Here is a 21385-nt window from a genome sequence, read left to right on the forward strand (position 1 = left end):
AGGCGGTATCCGGACGTACGCCACTGCGCCGCATACCTGACACGCTGCCCCGGCCGGTTTTTTGTGCCACCTCATCGGAACGGGCCGAAAAGCTGGCGGGCAGTGCCGGACCCCGCGGTCCGGCACTGCCCGAGGTTCACTGGAAGCCGTCGCGGAAGATGCCTACCGCATCGGGCCCGTCGACCGCGGTGTTGTTGCCGGTCTGCGGATCGCTGTACGCCGCAGGCAGGCCGACCGAGACTGACACCTGCAGTGGCAGCTCCGGTGTGTGCGGCACGCTGGCATTGAGCAGGAAGCTCACGCGGCTGCCGGCGGTCAGGTTGACCAGGGCGTCGAGTGCGCCGCTGCCGGCGGGCGCGGGGCAGCTGGCGCCGCCTGCCGCGCTGCAGACCCAGGCCAGGTCGGTCAGATGCGCCGGCAGCACAGCCTGCACACGCGCCGCGCTGACCGGATTGCCGCTGGTGTTCTCTACCTCGATCAGCCAGCCCGGCCGGCTGCCGCCGTGGACGAAATCCACGCCGTTGTCGTTGCTGATGGCGACATCGGCCTGAATGCGCGGCGTGACGTTGAGGCTGTTGGACGCGGTGCCCAGCCCCAGGTCATTGCGCGCGCTGACCGTGCAGGCGTAGACCGTGCCGGCGCTGAGCCCGCTCACCGTCAGCGGCGAAGCCGTGCCGCTGGCGACATGCGTGCCCGGTGTGCAGCTGGCCTCGTAGCCGGTGACGGCGCTGCCGCCGTTGTCCGGCGTGCTGAAGCTCAGCGTGACACCACTGCCGTTGCTGGTCGCCACGGCGCTGCTCAGCGCCGGCGCGGCGGGCACCGTGGCGGGCGTGACGCTGGCGCTGGGAACGGATGCCGTGCCTTCGCCGACCTTGTTGATCGCGGCCACGGTGCAGGTTACTGCGACGCCGTTGCTCAAGCCGGTCACGACGACGGGCGAGGCAGCGCCGGTCTGGCTGGCGCTGCCGCAGCGCGCCGTATAGTCGGTGACTGCGCTGCCGCCGTTGGCCGCCGGCGGCGTGAACGCCACGCTGACCTGGGCATTGCCGCGCGTCGCGACGACGGCGGTCGGCGCGTCCGGTACGGCGGCCGGTGTGACACTGGCGCTGGGCGCGGAAGCGGCCCCTTCGCCGACCGCGTTGACCGCGGCAACGGTACAGGTCAGCGCGACGCCGTTGGTCAGTCCGCTCACGACCAGCGGTGAAGCCGCACCGCTGGTACTGGCGCTGCCGCAGCGCACCGTATAGCCGGTCACCACACTGCCGCCGTCAACCGCCGGTGGCGTGAACGCGACGCTGATCTGGCCGTTGCCGCGCGTGGCCACGACAGCCGTGGGCGCGTCGGGCACGGTAGCCGGCGTGATACTGGTGCTGGCGGCAGAGGCTGCGCCTTCGCCGACTTCATTCGTTGCGGCGACGGTGCAAGTGACTGGCACTCCGTTGACCAGTCCGCTCACGACCAGCGGCGACGCCGTGCCGGCCTGGCTGGCACTGCCGCAGCGCGCGGTATAGCCGGTCACTGCGCTGCCGCCGTCGACCGCCGGCGGTACGAAAGCCACGCTGGCCTGGGCGTTACCGCGGGTTGCCACAACCGCCGTCGGCGCGCCGGGCAGCGTCGCCGGCGTCACCGTGTTGGAAAGCGCGGAGCTGGCGCCCTCGCCGACGTCGTTGCTTGCCTTCACGCTGCAGCTCACCGGCGTGCCGTTGGCCAGGCCGGTCACCACGACTGGCGACGCCGCGCCGCTTTGCGTCGTGCTGCCGCAGGTGGCGCTGTAGCTCGTGACACTGCTGCCGCCGTCGCCTGACGGCACGAAGGCGACGCTGACCTGCGCATTGCCGCGCGTGGCGACAAGGCCCGTCGGCGCATCGGGCACGGTGGCCGGGGTCACGCTGTTCGACGGCGTCGACGGCGCGCTGTTGCCGCGCGCGTTGGCGGCGCTGACGACACAGCTCACCGCCGTGCCGTTGGCGAGGCCGGCCACCACGATGGGCGGTGCCGCCGCGTTCTGACTGTGACCGCCGCAGGCGGCGGTGTAGCCGGTGATGGCACTGCCGCCGTTGCCGGCCGGCGCGGCGAACATCACGCTGACCTGGCCGTTGCCGCGCGTGGCGGCTACGTTCGTCGGCGGGTCGGGCACGGTGGACGGCGTGACTGGTCCGATCAGGTCGGGCATGCCCTGCCCAATGTCGTTCACTGCGACGACGCTGCAGAGATACGCCGTGCCATTGGCAAGCCCCGTCACCACGATCGGCGAAGCCGTGCCGTTGGCGCTGAAGGTGCTGCAGCGTGCGATGTAACCGACGATCGGCGAGCCGCCGTCGCTGGCGGGCGGCTCGAATGCCACGCTGATCGACGCGTTGCCCGGTGTCAGTACGATAGTGCGCGTCTGGCCCGGGCGTGCGGCCGGCGTGACACTCGCCGACGCCGCCGACCAGGGGCTGTAGCCGATGCTGTTGTGCGCCCGCACGCGGCAACTTACTGCCACGCCGTTGGCGAGCCCGCTCACGACGATCGGCGAAGCAGTGCCGGCCATGCTCTGGCTGCCGCATTCGGCCGTATAGCCGTCCACGGGGCTGGTGCCGGGATCGGCCGGCGGCAGGAAGTTCACGCTTACCTGGCCGCTGCCGCGCACGGCGTCGCCGATGAAAGGGGCCGTCGGCGTGGCGGGCGTGAGCACGCCGTGGGCGACCGGCGTCGCGATGGATGCGGCGTAGATCGTGTTGCCGCCGTAGCTCGCCGTGAGCTGTTTCGTGCCGGGCGAAGCCGAGGTCAGTGCGCAGCTGCCGCTCGCGCTGGTGCCGCTGCCTGAAAGCACTGCATTGCACACGGCGCTGCCGTCGCCGACGGCGACGCTGCCGTTGATGTCCGCGCTGCCACTGCTGCGCGTGACCGTGACGGCCACGCTATACGCCTGGCCGGGCAGCGAAGGGGCTGGCGCGTGCGAGTCGATGCGCGTCGAGGTCGCGATCAACGGCACCGAGGGCACCAGCGTGCGGAACACGTCCAGGAAGCCTTGCGTGTCGTTGGGCACGAGGTTGCCGGCGGCGGTGTTGAACGTCATGCGGCCATCGTTCGCCACCGCGCGCGGTCCGGCCGTGACCGGCAAATTGGCCGGCGCACCTGTCGAGTCGACGGAGACCCGGTGCAGGCTGCCGCTCTGCCGGTTCTTCACGTAGGCCAGCGCGGTGTCCGCGCCGGCGCCGTCAATGAGTCCGGCCTGGGCGCAGACGAAACCTATCCAACTGGCATCGCCGCTGAGTGCCGCGCTGCTGCAATCACCGCCGCTGCCTTGCTGGCCTGTGCTGCTGAGGTTGGCGCGCGTGACTGCGCCGCTGACGAGGTCTTTCACGAACACGTCGATGCGGCCATTGTCGTCGCCGGCAACGAGATTGCTCGCGGCCGAGACGAAGGCGACGTAGCGTCCGTCGGCGCTCAGCGAGGGCGCGCTGCTGGCACCATTGCCTTGCGTGCCGTCCGCAGCGCTGCTGGCGCGCACGATGCTGCCGTCGCCGAGCCACTTCACATAGATGTCGCTCACGGCGTTGCTGTCGTCGGCGGCGAAATTCGTGGCGAGGCTGGTGAAGGCCACGCGCGAGCCGTCGTCGCTGATGATCGACTGCGTGCTGTCGCCGTTGCCGGGCGTGCCGGCCGATGTCGCGCTCACCAGCGTGGTCACGTTGGTGGTGCGGTTCTTCAGGAACACGTCCTCGAAGCCGTTGCTGTCGCCGGCCGTGAGCGTGGTGTCGGTGGCGCGGAAGACGATGAGGCTGCCGTCGTAGTTGAGCGTCACCGGCCCGAGCACGGTGCCGGCGGTCACCTGCGCGCCGCCCGAGGCAGTGCTGGCGCGGTACAGGATGAAGTTTTCCTGGTTGCCGACGTAGACGTCGGGCTTGCCGTTCGTATCGCCCGTGACGATGTTCGTCGCCGTCGAGCGGAACGCGACCCAGGCGTTGTCGGCGCTGATGAACGGCGAATCGGCGCGCTGGCTCAGCGAGAGGGTGGGGCCGGCGCGCAGGGCGAAGTTCGTGCTGCCGTTGTAGAAGACGAAAGCGTCGCGCACGAGGTTGCCATCGCTGTCGCCGTCGACCACGTTGCTCGCATCCGACGTGTACATCACGCGGCTGCCGTCGCGCGAGATCATTCCCTCGCCGCTGTCGCCGTTGGAGCGTGTGCCACTGGTGACGGCGGCGCGCTGCGCCGTGACCCAGTTGCGGTCGAAGACGAACACGTCCTGCAGGCCGTTGAAGTCGGACAGCGTCACATTGCTGTTGTTCGAGGCGAAGCTGACGAAGCGGCCGTCGGCGCTGATCGCGGGCGTGATGGCCGCGCCAGTGGTCTGCAGCACGCCGCCGCTGGTGCGGTCGATGCGGATGGGTTCTCCCGTGCTGCGGTCCTTCAGATAGAGGCGCGTCATCGTTCCCGTCGATGCCGAATAGAAATTCAACTGGAACGCCACGTAGCGCCCGTCCGGCGTGATGGCCGGCGCGCCGGCGGTGCCGCCGATCAGCGTGCCTGCCGCATTCGCCTGGGCGCGCTCCACCGCGCCGGTCTGCATATCTTTGATGTAGACGTCGGGGTTGGCGGGGTTGGCAGGCAGGGCCAGGTCGCGCGAGTACGACATGAAGGCGACGAAGCGGCCGTCGGCGCTGACGACGGGATTCAGGCTGGATTCGCTCGCGCGTACGCCGGCCGCGTTCGCGCTGGCCAGGCGGATCTGCCGCGTCACGCGGTCCTTGATGTAGATGTCCGGCCCGATATCGGTGTCTTCCGGCACGAAGTTCGATGCCTGCGAGCTGAACACGACGTAGCGGCCGTTTGCGCTGATGTAGGGCGTGTGGTTGCGGAAATTGGCCAGTGTCTCGTCGCTGGCCGTGCTGACGAGGTCGAGTTCACCCGTGAGCATGTCCTTCACGTAGACGTCGTTGTGAATGTTCGTATCGCGCGGCAGCAGGCGGGAAAATGTCAGGAAGGCCACATGGCGGCCGTCTGCGGAAATCGACGTCGGCATGCCTTCGAACTCGTTGTTCGTCGTCGGCTGCGTGCCGTCACTGTTCATCGACACGCGCACGGTGCTGTTGCTGACGAGATCCTTCACGAATACGTCGCGCACCGCGTTGGTGTCGTTCGGCACGAGATTCGTTGCGAGCGAGCTGAAGACGACATAGCGGCCGTCGGCGCTGAGGGAATAGTCGCCGGACTCGCCGTTCGCCTGCTCGCCTGTGCTCGACGTGTTGACGCGACGGATCAGCGATGTCCTGGCATCGCGCACGAACAGGTCGGCGATGCCGTTGCTGTCGTCCGGCACGAGGTTGGTCGCCAGCGATTTGAACAGCAGCCAGCGCCCGTTCGCGCTCAGCGACGATCGGTTGCTTTCTGACACGCCGTTACTGTCCGGGTAGGCGCGCTTGCCCGCGCTGGCCAGCGTGATCTTCGGATCGACCACCTGCACGGCGAACGGCGGACTGCTGCGGGGAGGCTGGCCGGCGACGCCGGTCCATGTCGCGACCAGCGTGTGCAGGCCCGGCGTATTGCTGGTCCAGGTGCATTCGTTGCCTGAGGTATAGACACGGCAGAAATCGGTGCCGTCGCTGACGTCGATATAGCCGCCGGGCGGCGGGTCGAGGAAGCGCGTCGTCTCGAAATCGACGATGACCGATATGCCCTGGCCGATGCGTGCCACGCTCGGCGACGCGCGTGCGATGCGCAGTTGCGTCACGCTGACCGCGGTAGTGGCGGTACTCGCGTTCCAGGGCCCTTGCACCGCGAAATTCGCGCTCAGGTTGTGCAGGCCCGCGTCGGTCGGGGTCAGCGTGCACTGGCCCGTTTCGCCCGGCGTGCCTTCCAGCACGATGGTGCAGCGCGATGTGTACAGATCGTCCGGCGGGCCGTCGAGCACTTCGACCACGCCTTTGGGCTGGCCGCCTTGTGCCGGCGTTTCGTCGACACTGACCCTGACCGTCACCGGTTCGAATGGCGCCGCGTTGGCAGGCGTCACCTCGACGATGCTGGTGGTGGTCGGACGGCCTGCGCTGACGTTCTGCGCGAAGCTCGCGCTCGCAGGCGCGGCGGCGCCGTCGCCGGCATAGCAAAGCCTGAGCGTGCGCTGGCCCGGCGTGCTGAAGGTGATGCTGCAGGAATTGCCGGGCAGCGCGACGCTGCACTGGTGTGCAGGATCGGACGGTGGCGAGGCGCAGTCGGGCGCGTCCTTCACCACGACGGACCCCGTCAGCGCCAGCGGCGGTGCGCCGAACGGCGCAGCCAGCGTCCACTGCAGGGCCAGCGGTGCGCCGACTGCCACCGGGTCGCTGCTGCTGCCGATCGCGCTGAATTCCACGGCGCCTGCGACCGTGTGCTGCTCGGTGTCGCTGCTGCCGTCGAAGCCGGCGTAGCCGAGGTATTCGGCAGTGATGGTTTTATGCCCGCCGGCGTTCGGCGCGAGCAGGCATTCGCCCGTCTCGTTCGCCGTGCCGGCCAGGGCGATGGTGCAATAGGCCGTCGTCGGGTCCTGGCGCAAGCCGTCGCGCACTTCGATCACGCCCAGCGGATTGCCGGCGACGGGATTGCCGGCAGCCTTGGCCACGTTCACGCGCACGGTGATCGGCTGCGTGCCGGTGCTTGCATCCGGCAGGTCGGAGACGATGGTCGTGACCGTGTTCGCCCCTGTGGCCATGTACCAGTTCACCGCCGCGTTGAAACGCATGCGCGCCGACATGATGCCCCAGTGGTTCGGGGTTATGCGGTAGCTGCCGATGCTCGAACTGGCGAAGGCGGTGCTGCTGTCGAAGCGCACCGCGATCTGGCAGGACTCGCCCTGCGGATTGCTCTGGCGGCCCACGTAGACCAGCGAGCTGCGGTAGTCGTCCGGCGTGCCCTGGATGCCGTCCAGGCCGGCGCGTGCCAGGCGCAGGGTGGCAATGTCGTCATGCTGCAGATGGCGCTGCGCCTCGCCGGCACGCGCGCCCTGCACGGCGGCGGCTTCGGCATCGGCATAGCCAAGGCCGGCCAGCACCTGGCGGTTGGCATTGGCGGCGAACAGCGCGCCGGCCGGCAGCGCGCCCAGCGTGCGGGCCATGGTGGTTTCGTCGACCACGCCGGGCAGGGCGCCCGGGTCGTTCACGCCACGCTGGTACCAGTGCAGGTTGATGTCGTCGCCGCGCACGTCGTCGGCCGAACCGTGTACACCGTCCGCGCCCGCGCCCTGGTTCCAGCTGTTGTTCGGACCGTCGGCACTCTTGGTACCGAAATACGCGTTGCCGCTGAGTCCCGATTCATCGGCGTGGTTCGGATGCGCAACGCCGTGTGCGTGCAGCATCTCGTGCAGCAGCGTGCTCTCGAAATCGTACTGGGCCGCCGGCACATCGGCGTCTGCACCGCTGGCATAGGTGTTGCGCGCCAGCGAGCGGAAGCGGTTGAAGGTGGCAATGACATTCTGTACGGCCGGCTCAGCCTGGATCGCCAGCGCCGCATTCACCTCGATATCGACGCAGACGCGGATCGGTTCCAGATCGCCGCCCCATCCGTTGAAATTGCGTGCGTGGCTGCGCACGTCGAGATTGCTCTCGTCGGCGACGATGTAGGCACCGGCCTGGGCCTGCGCGCAGAACAGCTGCGCGCACAGCGTGGCCAGCAGGGCGGGGCAGAGCACCGGCAGACGGATCGCGCGCCTCATGGCCGGCCTCCATCGAGGCGGACGGCGTCGCTGCGCTCGGCCAGCGCCTGCAGTGCGCTGGCCGCCTTGTGGAAGGCCTGCAGCGATTCGTTGTCCGAATACGTCTGCGCCGGGCCCGGCAACCCGGTCCAGGCCGCGACGCCGCGCTTGCCCGCACTGCGCCAGTGGATTTCGTAGCGGTCCGCATCCAGCTCGCTGTAGCGTTCCGCCCTGCCGTCGGCGCCGACATACTTGCGTTGGGCTGCGGCGATGTCGGCCTTTACGCGCTTGGCATCGAAGGTGCGCAGCGCCGGATGGTCAACCGTGCGGCGCAAGGTATCCAGCGCGGCCGGGGCCAGCTGCAGGCGGAAATCGCCGGCGTCGCGCCGGTAGGCCGGCCGGTGCAGCTGCACGCAGCCATCGTCGAACACGCTGACCACCAGGCTGCGGTCGCTGTCGGCGGCCAGCGCCGCGGCGAGCACGCGCAACTCCATGGCCGGCCCGTCGCCGGCCCCGCAGGTTGGCGCGGCATTCGCGGCAAGCGCGCCGCCCAGATACGACAGCAGCAGCCCGGCAACCAGGCAGCGAACACTTTTCACAGACATAACCCCTCCGACACGGCTGGCGGACAGGCGCAACGCCCGTCCGGTGAGCAGCACAACAGTTCTTGCAATCACCCCATGAGCACTCGAGCCCGCGCGGCGAAGCATCGTGGGGAGTGTCGAAACCATTACCGTTTTTGCAGCAGGGCAACTGTCAGGCGGCGGGGAGAATCTGCGCGGGCAGCCGATGAGCACGGCGCCGCTCCAGGGGGCTGGTGATCGGCCACGCTTTGGCAAAGAATCCGCACGCCGCGCCAACGCGGCCCACGAAGAAAAAACGAGGCGCCGCGCCCTGGTCCGTTCCGCCGCCGGCATCGTGCTGGGCGTGCTCGTCCTGGCCGGCACTGCCGTCGGCGATGCCGCGAAATCGCGCTTCGAACCGCTGATGGGTCCAAAATTCCGCGAGGCAGCACTCGATCGTGCTACGCCGGCCGGGATCGCGCTCCTTGAGCAATTCATGATCGAGCATGCCGGCGAGCTTCGCGCGTTGATGCCGGCACCCGATGCCACGTCGGCGGTCGCCGTCGTCGCCGCGGAATCGGCGCGCGAGCGACGCGCCGGGACGAAATCCGCAGCCAGCGCGGAACCGGTGTCCAGCCGCATCGCCGGTGCTGGCGCCCCGGCATGACCCTGACGTTGGCGAACGGACAGCATGGCGCGTCAGCGACGACAGCGCGCTGTCGATCCCGCGCTCGCTGGACAGTCCCGCCGTGACCATCGAAGCCGGATCGTTCGGCAGCTGTTGGCTGCGCGTCGAGGGCTACAACACCGCGGCGCGCGTGAAGCCCGCGAACTGAGTGCAGCCGGCGCTCCGGCTGATAGGCAGCGACGCAGCAATGCCGCGCACGCGGGCTGTGCGCGAACGGCCGACCTTCTCCCCCGCTGCAATCGGGAGAGAAGGAACCGATAAGCCAAGCGATGCGCTGCATTGGCCCCTGTTGCGGAAACTGGCGGATTGCGCGCGCGTCCGGGTGCTGGCCGCGTCACTCGATCGGGCAGGCATCCGGATTGCCCGCAGCGTCGAAGCCGTTGCGGAAGACCGCCTCGATCAGTGCCAGCACGGTGACCGCGAACGGACTCGCCTGGCTCGACTGATGGTTGCTGTCGCCGCCGTAGCTGGCGCCGAGCAGGAGCGCCGCCGCCGGCTGCTGGTAGGCCGACAGCGTCGTCAGGCAGGTGGCCGCACCCTTGTCAAAGGGAACCTTGCCGCATAGTGCACTTTGTCCGTCGTCGAAATCGACGCTGCCGGTCGCGTTCACGCCGCCGCTCAGCCTCGCGACGAGCGTGTACGGCTGGCCTTCGACGAAGGTGCGCAGGCAGTTGCTCGACAGCATGAGCGTGGTGGCGGTCTTGGCGATGACGGCAGTGGCATTGCCGCTGGCGGTGTAGTGGATGCCGTCGCAGCTGGCTGACACCGTCGTGCTGCCGGCATTTGGGCCGATGCTGGCTGGCACGACGGTGCAAGTCGTGCCCGGTTCGTGGTGGATATGCGCGCCGATGGTCTTGGCGTTGCCGTCGTAGACGAAAGCCAGTGTGTCGAAGTCCACCGTGCTTTCGACGCGGCGTACGGTGTGACTCAGGGCGTTCGACACCGGCTGCTGGTCCACCGCATAGGTCGCATCGCCGCCATAGCGCGCAGTGATGACGTGGTCGCCGACGCTCAACGCGGCAACGGTGCAGGCGGCCGTGGCCGGCGCGGCCGTCGTCAGCGCAAGCTGGCTGCAGGTGGCGATCGCTGTGTCGCCGTCCTTGAACGTGATCGTGCCGGTCGGCGTCGCGTTCGCCGGTGCAATGGGTTCCAGCGTAACGGTGAAGGTCAGCGGCTGGCCCCAACTGCTCGGCTGCACGCCGCTGGTCAGGGCCAGCGTGCTGCGCACCCGCGCCGGCGCCGGTGTCGCGCTCAGGGCGTTCGATGCGGCGCCCGTGGACGCGGCGTTGCGGGCGCTGACGTGGCAGCTCACTTCGACGTCGTTGGCCAGGCCGGTCACGCTCACGGGCGAAGCCGCGGCAGTGGCCGACTGGCTGCCGCAGGTCGCCGCGTAGTCGAGGATCGCGCTGCCACCGTTGCTGGCCGGCGCGTCGAAGACCAGCGTGACGCGTGTATCGCCGGGTTGTGCAGCGGTCAGCACGGGCGCACCGGGTGCGGCCGCGGGCGTGACTGACACCGGCCCGCCGAGCGCACTGAGGCCCATGGCATTGTGGGCGAACAGGCTGCACGCGACGGTGCTGCCATTGGTCAGGCCGGTCACCATCAGCGGCGATGCCGGCCCGGTCGCGACCTTGCCGAAGCAGACCGCGCGGTAGTAGTCGATAGGGCTGCCACCATCATTCGCGGGTGCGGTGAACGACAGCGTGGCGCTGCCGTCGCCGGGCTGCACGCCGGTGATGGCCGGCGCGCCCGGCGTGGTCGCCGGCGTCACGCCAAGCGCGTTCGACGCTGCACCCGCGCCGAGAACATTGCGTGCGGTCACCGTGCAGTTCTCCGCTGTGCCGTTGGCCAGGCCTGTCACGATCAGCGGCGAAGCCGTGCCGACGGCGGTGTTCGCGCCGCAGGTGGCGGTGTAGTCGAGCACCGCGCTGCCGCCGTCGTCAGCGGGCGCGCCGAAGATCAACGTGGCGCGGCCGTTGCCCGGCGTCGCCTGGGTCAGCACAGGCGCGGCAGGCACGTCGGCGACCGCGTGCACGGCCGTGCCGCTGGAGCCGGTGTTGGCGGCGTCGCCGGCGTAGCTTGCAGTAAGCGTCCTGTTGCCCCGTGCCGTGGCAACCAGCGCGCAGCTTCCGCTCGAGGGCGCGCCCGGCGTCAATGCCGCCACGCACGTCACCGCGCCGTCGGCGATGATGACCTGTCCGCCGGGTACCGGCGTACCTTCGCCGGACACCGCCACGCTCACGCTGTACGCGGTGTTCACGCGCGACGGGTTGGGTGCCTGCGCGACGATGCTCGTGACCGTGCCGGCTTTCGGCGTCGCGGCGAGCGGGTCCGAGGGCGGGCTGTTGCCGATGCTGTTGTGCACGACGACGCGGCAGTCCACCGCCACGCCGTTCTGCAGTCCGGTCACGCTGACCGGCAGGCTGGTACTGGTCTGACTGCGCGTGCCGCAGGTAGCGGTATAGCCGGTGAACGGCGAACCGATGTTGCTGAAGCCGATCTGCAGCGTGACGCTGCCATTGCCGGGTGTGGCGCTGGTGATGACCGGTTTGGCCGGCGCAGTCGGATCCTGCACGGCCAGTGCATAGGGCTGCGAGTTCGCCGTGCCGTTGCTGTCGTCGCCGCCGTAGTAGGCCGTGAGCGTTGCGTTGCCGCTGACGCCGGTGGCCATGTTGCAGCTGCCGGTCGAGGGCATGCCGGGCGTCAGCGTGGCGACGCAGGTGGGGTAGAGATCGGTGCCATCGAATACGCGCACGCGGCCGGTGGGTGGATTCGCGCCCGAGCCTGTCACGCTCACGCTGACTGCATAGCCGCCGCCGGCCTGCGGCTGTGCCGGCGACGTCGACACGATGCTGACTGTGCTTGCGGCGAACGTGGCCGCATACCGGTTCAGGAACACGTTGGAGACGAGCGGCGAATCGAGTGCGGCCAGATTGCCGGCATCGGATGCGAATACGGCCGTGCCGTTGTCGGCGAGCGCATGCGCCCCCGCGCTGCTGGCGGCGTCGGCGGCGACTGCGGTGTCGGTCTGCGAAACACGCACGAGGGTTCCGCTGCTCCGGTCCTTCACGTAGAACGCGGGCGTGCTGGCGCCGCCGGCCACGAGATTGCCCTGCGCGCAGACGAAGCCGACGAAGCGCGCGCCGGCACTGAACGACGGCGAGGCGCAGTCGCCGCCGCTGCCTTGCGTGCCGGACGTGCTGGCGTTGACGCGCTCGATCGCGCCGGACTGCAGGTCCTTGACGAAGATGTCGGCAACGCCGTTGTCGTCGCCTGGCACGAGATTGGTCGCCCATGACACGAAGGCGACGTAGCGTCCGTCGGCGCTTACGGCGGGCTGCTCGCTGTTGCCATTGGCGGCCACGCCGGCGGTGTCGGCGCTGACCAGTTGCATCGGCTGCGGCACGTTGAAGTACTCGCGCATGTTCCGCGCGAACACGTTGCGCACCGGATTGCCGCTGACGCCGAGGTTGGTGGCGTCCGAGGCGAACGCGAGGATGCGGCCGTCGTCGGAAATCGACGGTTGCAGGCTGTTGCCGTTGGCGGCCACCGTAAGCGGATCGGCAGCGCCGCTGCCGTCAGCGCGGTAGACGACGATGTCGGTGAATCCGTTGCGGTCGCCGGAAATGCCGCCGTCGGGCGAAGCGAAGGCGACGAGCCGGCCGTCGCCGCTGACCGCGAGCGGTGCCTGTGCATCGGCGGTAGCCTGCGCGCCGAAGAACAGGTTCACGCGCTCGACGGCAGCGTTGGCGAGACGCTTGCGGAAGACGTCGATCCTGCCGTTCGTGTCGCCAGCGACGAGGTTGCTCGCGGCCGACAGGAAGTACACGTCGCCCGTGCTTTCGGCCAGCGCCGGCGCGAAGCTCGCGCCGTTGCCGGGCGTGCCATCGGCGGCGGCGCTGATGCGCGTCGTCGCGCCGCTGCCGGCGCGGTAGACGAACACGTCGCGCGTGCCGTTGGCGTCGCCGTCGATCAGGCGCGAGCTCCAGGAGTCGTAGAAGGCCAGGCTGCCGTCGCGCGAGATCGCGATAGTCTCGCTGTCGCCGTCGTTGCGCAGACCGGAGTAGGCGCCGCTCGCGCGCTGAGTGAGGCCGAGCGTGCGGTCGCGCACGAACACGTCGGCGGCGGCATTGTGGTCGGGCGGCGCAATCGCCGACGACACTGACTGGAAGGCGGCGAAGCGCCCGTCGGCGCTGAGCGAAGGCCACATGCGCGGCTCCCACGACACCTGCTCGTCGAGCGCAGCGACGCCGCCCGGCGTCACGTGCTGGTTCACTATCTGGCCAGTCTGGCGATCCTTGACGAACACGGCGACGTAGCCCGGTGTCGCGTTGACCCCGGCCTGGAATGCCAGGTAGCGCCCGTCGGCGCTGAGCGCAGGCGTCAGGCTGCTGGTGTACGGGCTGCCCGTAGCGGCCAGTTCGATCGCGCCGTTCGTCAAGTCCTTGACGAAAACGCGGCTGCCGCTCCAGCCGTTGCTGGGCAGGTTGGTCGAGCTGCACTGGAAGGCGACGAAGCGACCGTCGGCGCTGATGGCCGGGTAGTCGTTGCAAGCGCCGTTGGCCGGCGTGCCGTCCGCCGCTGCGCTGGCCAGCGAGGAGACGCGCGTCAGGCGGTCCTTGAGGAAAACGCGATTGCTGGCTGCGCTGGGCGTGAAACCCGGCACGAGATTGCCGGCTGTCGAGTTGTAGACGACGTAGCGGCCATCCGCGCTGATGGCCGGAAACTGGCTGTGGTTGTCGCCCGGCTGGTCGGCACTGTTGCTGCTGACCAGATCCAGCGCACCGTTGGCGAGATCCTTGACGTAGACATCGATGCGGCCATTGGTATCGCCCGGCACCAATGTGCGATAAGTGGAGAAAGCGACATGGCGCCCGTCGGCGCTCAGCGACGAACGCAGCGCCGTGCCGGCCAGCGCAAGCTCGGGGCTGCTGGCTGCGCTGCCGTCGGCGCGCGTGGTCGCGCGCACGATCGCGCCGCTGTAGAGATCCTTGACGAAGATGTCCCTGTCGTTGCTGTCGCCCGGAAAGAAATTGCCTGCCTGCGACTGGAACGACACGTAGCGGCCATTGGCGCTGATCGAGGCGAAGCGGCTTGCGTCGTTGCCCTGGCTGCCGTCGGCGGCGACGCTGGCGCGGCGCACTGCGCCGCTGAGCTGGTCGCGCACGAATACATCCTCGACGCCGTTGCTGTCGTCGCTGACGAGATCGTTCGCGCTGGAAGAGAACACCAGAAAGCGGCCGTCCGCGGAGAGGCCCTGGTTCGACCCGCTCGACGCATCGTTGCTTTCCGGGTAGCCGCTGCGCGCCTGCGACACCCAGCGCGGATACGGCGCCGCCAGCGAAACCGTCTGTGTCACCGCGGCCGTGGTCATGGCCGGATAGTTCGCGTCGCCGCTCCAGGTTGCCGTGAGCTGATGCGTACCGGCACTGCTGCCATGCCAGAAGCATTGGCTGGCCGGCAGCACGATCTCGCAGGTGTCGGTGCCGTTGCCGACGACGATGGTTCCTGTCGGCGCAGGCGTGCCGCCGAAAGGTGCGACTTCCAGTGCAACCACCACGCTCGCTGCGTGTCCGAGCGGCACGCTGGATGGGGTGTTGCTGACGATGGCGAAGTGGCGCACCGCATGCGCGACCTGGGCCGAATGGCTGCCCGTCCACATTCCCTGGTCGGCGAAGGAGGCCGTCAGCAGATGCGTGCCGGCGCGGTTCGACGCGATCTGGCAGGACGCGGTCTCGTTCGGCGTGCCGGCCAGCAGCGCCGTGCAGCGCGCGCTGAGCGGGTCATTCTCGTCGCCATCGCGCACGATCACGGCGCCCTGGACAAGGCCGCCCTGGCCGGGTGTCTCGCGCACCTGCACCTGCACGGTGTACGGCTCGAACGGCCGGGTCTGCGCCGGCGACTGCGCGACGATGCTGGTCGTGGTCGCGTGGCCGGCGAGCACCACATGCGTCACGCTCGCCTGCGCAGCTGCCACCGCGCTGTCGCCGCTGTAGCACAGTTGCAGTGTGTGCGTGCCGGCGCCGGAAAAGCGCATGGAACAGGCGTGTACCGGCAGTGTCACCGAGCATTGCTGCGAAGGATCGGCCGGTGTGGACGCGCAATCCGCGGCCGCCTTCACCACCACGTTGCCGCTGGCCTGCACGGGTGCGGCGTTGTGCGCTGGTGCCAGCGTCCAGTCGAACATAACGTCCACGCCGATGGCGGACGGGGAGGGCGTGGACGTCACGTTGGAGAACGCGACCACGCCGCTCGATTCGTGCGTCACCGTCGCCGTGTTGCCGTCCCAGCCACCCCAGCCGAGATAGTCGGCAGTCAGCGTCTTGTGGCCGGCTGCCAGCGGCGTCAAGGTGCAACTGCCGCTGCCGCCGGATTGCGCGGCGAGTTCGATGGAACAGGTCGCCGTCTGCGGATCGCCGCGATCGCCGTCGCGCACGACGACGGTGCCGCGCGGCGTACCGCTCATCGGGTTGTAGCCGGCCTTGCCTACTGTCACCTGCACGGCATAGGGCGCAAGGCCGACCGTGGTGCCCGGCGTGGCCGGATCGATCTGCATGACCGTGTTAGCGCCCGGGGTGAAATACCAGTTCACGGCCGCGTTGAAGCGCATCCGCGTCGGATAGATCAGCCGCCAGTGATTCGGGGCCAGCGGCGTGAGGCCGACAAGGGTGGCGGCCAGGGCGACTTCGTCGCTGAAGCGCACCACGGTCGAGCATTCGCCGCCTTGCGGGTCGTTGTAATAGCCGGCGAAGACCGCGCTGCTGCGATAGTCGTCGGCGGTGCCGGCGATGCCGTCGATGCCGGCCCGCGCCAGTCGCAGCATTGCCATGTCGTCGTTGTGCAGGTGGCGGCCGACGCGGCCCTGCACGTAGCCCTGGACGGCTACCGCCTTGCTGTTCGCATGGCCGAGCGCGGCCATCGCGTCGGCATTGCCGTTGGCGGCGAAGTGCTGGCCCGGCGGCAAGGCGTCGAGCGTGCGCGCCATGGTCGTGGTGTCCACGACGGCAGGCAGGACGGCGGGATCGTTCGATCCGCGCGCGTACCAGAGCAGGTTCACATCGTCGCCGCGCTGGTCGTCCGCCGAACCGGGAATGCCGTCGGCGTCGCCGAGATGATCGAGCACGCCATTCGCGCCGCCGCTGCTGCGGGTGTCGTAATAGGAATAGCTGCCGTCGCCGGCGGGGTTGTTGGCCTGATTGGGATGGTCCAGGCCAAGCGCGTGCATGAACTCGTGCAGCAGCACGGTTTCGAAATCGACCTGGTCGGCCGGAGCACTGGTATCGGTGCCGGCGGCGAAGGTGTTGTCCGGCAGCGAACGGAAACGGTTATAGGTGGCGATCACGTTGCGCACGGCCGGCTCCGCAGCGGTCGCAAGGTCGGGATTGATCGAGTTGTCGAGGCAGACGCGGATCGACGGCAGTTCGCCGCCGGTGCCGTAGTAGTTCTGGTGCGCGACGCGATCGGGCTCGTCCTGGCTGACGGTCACGAAGCCACCGGCGCCGCCCACCTGCGGCAGCATGGCCACGGCGCAGGCGACGAATGCGGTCAGGTGCAGGCGCTTCATGGCGCGCCCTCCGTTCCGACGCGTTTGCCCGCGCGCGTGGCGAGGGCACGCAAGGCGCCGATCGCTGTGGCGACGCGACTCAGCTCGGCGGACTTGGGCTGGCGTGCCGATGCCTGCTGTGGATTGCGCGCGACCAGCCGATGCGATGCATCGCCGTCGCGCCAGCGCAGTGTGAACACGTCGCCATCGGTGTCAGCAAACACGACCGCAGCCGTCGGCGCTTCTTTCCACACGCCCTCTGTCTGCGCGCCAAGGCGCTGCTGATCGACCTTGCCCAGCTCATGGGGCGCGACTGCGCTTTGCAGGGCCGCCCATTCCTGTGCGCCAAGGCGCAGTTCGTAGTCGCCCGCGCCGCGCAGAAACCAAGGCCGATGCACAGCGACACAGCCATCGGCATGCGCGCGGACTTCGATGCGGCTTTCCTTGCCGTCGCGCATCACCCCGCTGTCGATGGACAGTTCGAATACCGCCGGCGGCGAGTCCGCGCAGGCGACAGTCGCGGCCGGGGCGGCGAGCGGCAGCAGCAGGACGATGGCGGCGGCGTGTCGGCACCAGGGGAAAGTCGGGCGGCGGGACATGAGTGACTCCGGAATCGCCGCAGGAGAACGGCGTCGGTGTCTCTTTCGTATTTCGACAGTGGCGACTGTCATCCCGGCAGAAAATGTTCGCCGCCTGCCTGCTGGTCGACCTGACTATCCCTTGCCCGCGCGCAGCCCTGTCCACGGGCATGGGCAGGGCTCTCCCACAGCCATCGCCGACTGCTGTGCTACCGATTGCTACCGAGTGGTTCTGCCAGTCCGATCAGCAGTCCTTCCGGGCCGCGGAGGTAGCAGAGCCGATACGAATCCTCGTACTGCACCACGTCGCCGACCAGCTGCGCTCCGTGCTTGCGCAGCCTGGCGAGTGTTTCGTCGATGTCGCTCACGGTGAACATCGCCCGCAGGTAGCCCAGGGCGTTTACCGGACTGTCGCGGTGATCGGCGACGACAGCCGGAGCGAGAAAACGCGAAAGCTCAAGGCGGCTATGGCCGTCGGGCGTGACCATCATGGCGATCTCGACACGCTGATTGCCCAGCCCGGTGACGCGTCCGGCCCACTCTCCTTCGATCGTTGCACGCCCCTCGAACCTCAGGCCAAGCTCGGTGAAAAAAGCGATGGCATGGTCGAGGGATTCCACCACGATTCCCACATTGTCCATTCGTAGCAATTGACTTTTGCTCATGATTCCGGCTGTTCTCTGGCGGTGGCGTCGCTGTCGATAGTAGCGGAGCCGGCCAGCTTCTCGCCTTGTCTTTCGATGCGCAGGCGAAATCGGGCTTTGGCGGACTACTCGTTCGCGATGTCGCCGGCTACGAGTGTCCTGTCTCGCCAATACCAGTGAACAATTCCGGTGTCTTGACCAGCTTCGCTGTTGAAAACCGCCGCGATACGTCGTTGCGATACGTCGCCGCAGCGTTGCTACACCTCTTCATCGCGCCTGGTCTCCCGGCGAAATCCATCCGGAATTTCTTCACCATGGCGAGACAGGCTGCTAGCGGCCCGATTCGGCCAGGGCGTCGATCCGCGCCAACAACGCCGGCTCGACCCAACTGCGATCTTTCACCAGCGCGACCGCGCGGCGCGCCGTATCGCGGGCTGCACGACCATCGCCCAGGCGTGTCTGTATCGACGCCAGTACATCGAGCAACTCGATCTGATGCAAATACCCCGCAGGCGCGAGCTGCTGCCACATTGCCAGCGCGCGATGGATATCCACCAGCGCCTCGGCAGGGCGGCCCAGCGCTGTCAGGGCGCTGGCGCGCCGTGCCAGCACCATCTCGGCGGTGGTGCCATGCTGCTTGTCCAGGCGCAGCAACAGCTCGCGCGCCTGATCGCACAGGGCCAGGGCCGCTGCTGCGTCGTTGCGGCGCAGGCTCAGCTCCGCGCGCAGCTGCCATAAATAGGCCATCCAGTGGTGGCCCTGGGGAAAGATTTCCTGCGCCATTGCCAGCGCGCGTGTGCTGCTGGCATCGGCCTGCGCCAGATCGCCGGTGGCGAGTGCGAGGTCGGCCTGGTTCGCAAAGATATCGGTGCAGGAACGCGTGGCGTGCAGGTCGGGGCGTTCGCACCATTGCACTGCGGCGCGGATGTGCTGCGTTGCCGCCGCCAGATCGCGTCGGCGCAGTTCCAGTTTGCCCAGGCTGCTCAGGGTATTGGCGACGCGCAGATGGCCATCGCCGTAGACCGCCCGCATCATGGCCAGTGCGCGGACCAGCACGGGTTCCGCCTCGTCCAGGCGTGCCTGCAGGCTCAACGCATCGCCGAGATTGAGCAAGGCCAGCGCGATGCGGTCGTGCGGCGCATCGTAGATCCGTTCGGCCGTGGCCAGCGTTTCGCGCAACAAGGATTCGGCCGCGGCGCTCTCGCCCAGGGTCTGGCGAACGCGCGACAAGTCGGTGAGGCCCTGCAGAAAATCCTGGGTCGGCGCGCGTCCGCTGCTGCGCCAGGTCTGCAGGGCAGATTCCAGCAGCTGGGCAGCATCGGCATGGCGGCCCGAGCCCACCAGCAGATTGCCGCGCACCAGGTCCGCCTGTACCGCGCCCATGGAGCCGGCGCCATACAGGGCGGCGGCGTGCTGCGCGGCTTCGGCGGAAATGGCCAGCGCCTGCTCGGTGCGCGCCGAATACATCAGCGCGCTGGCGTAGTTCTGCAATCCATCCACGCTGGCGGCGTTGTTGTCCTTGCGCATCTGCGGCAGCAGGGCGGCATAAGCAGTGCTGGCATCGGCGTAGCGCGACTGATGGATCAGAAGGCTGGCCTGCAGCAGGCGAATCTGGGTCACGGCCGTGTCGGACGGTGCGTAGAACGTTTGCGCCAGGTGCAGGGCCTGGTCGTAAAACTGCCCGGCCTGAATGTAGTCGCTGCCCGCCATCCGCACTTCGCCCAGTGTGCGCAACAACTCCACGCGCGTGGCGACGGACAGGTCGGTCTGTGTCTGCAGGCGTTTGCCGGCACGCTGCACGAGTTGATCCAGGGTCAATCGCTGGTCCGGCAATTGTCCGGCTTTCGATGCATCGAACAGCTCGATCAGGAAATCGCGTACCGCGGTGGCACGCTGCGCCTGTTCGCGTGCGACATGGGCCTGCCACAGCGCCAGCGATACACCCAGCACGATCGCGAACAGGGCGAGCATCGCGGCCGTCGACGCGGTGCGATTGCGCTGCATGCTTTTGCGCAGGCGATACCAGGCCGAGGGCGTGCGCGCGGTGACGGGCTGGTTGTGCAGATAGCGTTCGAGATCGTCGGCCAGCAGGGCCGCCGAGAGATAGCGACGGCCCGGGTCCGGCGCATTCGCGGTGTCGTAGATCGCATCCAGGTCGCCGCGCAGCAAGCGCGTCAAGGCAACTCCGGCAGGCATTCCGGCGGGTGCCGCGGCGGCACCGGCACAGGCCCGCGAAAGATTGGCGTGGCCATGGCCGCGCCGCAGCAGTTGCCCGGTGAGCAGCTCGCCCATCAGGATGCCGAGCGCGTAGATGTCGGTTGCCGTGGTCACCGGCCCGGGCAGGTATTGCTCTGGCGCTGCGTAGCCGGGTGTGAGCGAGATCGCGTTGGTCTGGGTGGCGTGATGGTCGTCGTCATCGAGCAGGCGGGCGATGCCGAAATCGAGCACCTTGATGTCACCCGCGGTATTGACCAGTACGTTGGACGGTTTCAGGTCGCGATGTACCACCAGGGTGCGGTGCGCACTGTCGATGGCGCGGCAGACAGTGACCAGCAACTGCAGCCGCGCGCGCAGGCCCAGCGCGCGCGCAGTGGCGTACTCGGTGATCGGCAGGCCATCGACGAATTCCATGGCGATGTACGGTATGCCGGCATCGCTGATGCCGCCCTCGATGAGGCCGGAGATATGCGGGTGCGACAACTGCGCCAGCACCCCTTGTTCGCGCCGGAAACGACGCTGTCCCTCGGCAGAAAACAGCCCGGTGCGCAGCAGCTTCAGTGCCACCGTCTGCATGCCTGCGCCGCTGGCGCGCTGCGCGCGGAACACCACGGACGTGCCGCCCTGGCCCAGCACTTCGGTGAGCCGGTACGGCCCGATGCAGCTGCCCACCAGTCCGGCGCCGTCTTCGTGCGGCGGCGTGTACTGTTGGGCCAGCGCGGCGGCCGATGTGGCCAGCAGCGGCGCGTCGTCGAGATCGGCAGCCAGCATGGCCAGCAATTCCTGGCGCAGTTCCGCGTCGAGGACGTGCGCTGCAAGCCACGCTTCGCGTTGCGGCGGCGTCAGGTCGATCAGTTGATCGAAACACTCGCGCAAGCCCAGTGAGGCGGCACTCACGTCAGCCGTGCTTTGAGGAAGGCGGAAGCGAAGCGCCAGTCGCGCGCCACCGTGCGCGGTGCCACGCCCAGCAGCGCGGCCACCTGATCCAGTCCCAGGCCGGCAAAAAAATGCAGATCCACCACTTCGGCGGCACGCGGGTCGCGCAGCAGCAGGGCATCGAGTGCTGCGTCCAGTTCGAGCGCTTGTGCCGGATCGATCGTGAGCGTTTCCACGTCGGGATCGGTGAGGGCTACCCGCAGGCGCGGGTCTTCGCGCTTCAGGCGCATTTGCAGCTTCGCGCGATCGAGCAGGATGTGGCGCATGGCTTTCGCGGCATAGGAAAAAAACTGCCGGGCTTCGCCGAAGCGCAGGCGCTCGGCATCTGCCAGTTTCAGGTACAGCTCGTTGACCAGGGCGGTCGTGTGCAGGGTGTCGGGCGCACCGCTGCGGCGGCGCTCGCTACGCGCCAGCGCGCGGAGCTGCAGGTACAGACCATCGACCCATTCATCCACGCCGCTGGCATTGACTACTTGCCGCATGGATCGAGGGCTCGGGCGCAAGGAAAACTCACGGTACAGACAAGGCCGCGGTTTTTCCACCGAGTCGGTAGCAGGTTAGCCCCGGC

8 protein-coding genes are annotated in these 21385 nt (G+C 68.5%); 1 reads left to right on the forward strand and 7 read right to left on the reverse strand.

The window, feature by feature from the left end:
* Positions 1-136 precede the first annotated feature (136 nt).
* Both DFR29_RS15710 and DFR29_RS15715 read right to left on the reverse strand, forming a co-directional pair.
* Positions 137-7669: a fibronectin type III domain-containing protein gene (locus DFR29_RS15710; protein WP_133819562.1), complete on the reverse strand. Its 7533-nt coding sequence runs from the start codon at positions 7667-7669 to the stop codon at positions 137-139.
* A complete protein-coding gene (locus tag DFR29_RS15715) occupies positions 7666-8253 on the reverse strand; it encodes a hypothetical protein (RefSeq protein ID WP_133819563.1) in 588 nt (195 codons plus the stop codon). Before DFR29_RS15715 ends, DFR29_RS15710 begins: the two co-directional genes overlap by 4 nt.
* A gap of 106 nt (positions 8254-8359) precedes the next feature.
* Between DFR29_RS15715 and DFR29_RS15720 the strand changes: the two genes are divergently transcribed.
* Positions 8360-8878, forward strand: coding sequence for a hypothetical protein (locus tag DFR29_RS15720; RefSeq protein WP_133819564.1), 519 nt, complete (start codon positions 8360-8362; stop codon positions 8876-8878).
* 355 nt (positions 8879-9233) lie between these two features.
* Here DFR29_RS15720 and DFR29_RS15725 read toward each other — a convergent pair whose 3' ends face one another.
* The 5 genes from DFR29_RS15725 to DFR29_RS15745 form a co-directional block, all read right to left on the reverse strand.
* Positions 9234-16463: an Ig-like domain repeat protein gene (locus DFR29_RS15725; protein ID WP_133819565.1), complete on the reverse strand. Its 7230-nt coding sequence runs from the start codon at positions 16461-16463 to the stop codon at positions 9234-9236.
* On the reverse strand, positions 16460-17041 hold the full coding sequence (locus DFR29_RS15730; RefSeq protein ID WP_133819566.1) for a hypothetical protein: 582 nt from the start codon (positions 17039-17041) through the stop codon (positions 16460-16462). The genes DFR29_RS15725 and DFR29_RS15730 overlap by 4 nt, the downstream gene beginning before the upstream one ends.
* 188 nt (positions 17042-17229) lie before the next feature.
* Positions 17230-17685: a VOC family protein gene (locus tag DFR29_RS15735; protein ID WP_133819567.1), complete on the reverse strand. Its 456-nt coding sequence runs from the start codon at positions 17683-17685 to the stop codon at positions 17230-17232.
* A 309-nt stretch (positions 17686-17994) separates the two neighbouring features.
* On the reverse strand, positions 17995-20778 hold the full coding sequence (locus DFR29_RS15740; protein ID WP_133819568.1) for a serine/threonine-protein kinase: 2784 nt from the start codon (positions 20776-20778) through the stop codon (positions 17995-17997).
* Complete coding sequence (locus DFR29_RS15745) at positions 20775-21299, reverse strand: ECF-type sigma factor (protein ID WP_133819569.1); 525 nt, start codon at positions 21297-21299, stop codon at positions 20775-20777. Before DFR29_RS15745 ends, DFR29_RS15740 begins: the two co-directional genes overlap by 4 nt.
* Positions 21300-21385 lie beyond the last annotated feature (86 nt).

The organism is Tahibacter aquaticus (genome assembly GCF_004363655.1).
In the GTDB taxonomy this organism is placed as follows: domain Bacteria; phylum Pseudomonadota; class Gammaproteobacteria; order Xanthomonadales; family Rhodanobacteraceae; genus Tahibacter; species Tahibacter aquaticus.

Coding starts and splice junctions, on each gene's coding strand:
- DFR29_RS15710 (WP_133819562.1), bottom strand. CDS start 7,669: ATGAGGCGCGCGATCCGTCTGCCGGTGCTCTGCCCCGCCCTGCTGGCC.
- DFR29_RS15715 (WP_133819563.1), bottom strand. CDS start 8,253: ATGTCTGTGAAAAGTGTTCGCTGCCTGGTTGCCGGGCTGCTGCTGTCG.
- DFR29_RS15725 (WP_133819565.1), bottom strand. CDS start 16,463: ATGAAGCGCCTGCACCTGACCGCATTCGTCGCCTGCGCCGTGGCCATG.
- DFR29_RS15730 (WP_133819566.1), bottom strand. CDS start 17,041: ATGTCCCGCCGCCCGACTTTCCCCTGGTGCCGACACGCCGCCGCCATC.
- DFR29_RS15735 (WP_133819567.1), bottom strand. CDS start 17,685: ATGAGCAAAAGTCAATTGCTACGAATGGACAATGTGGGAATCGTGGTG.
- DFR29_RS15745 (WP_133819569.1), bottom strand. CDS start 21,299: ATGCGGCAAGTAGTCAATGCCAGCGGCGTGGATGAATGGGTCGATGGT.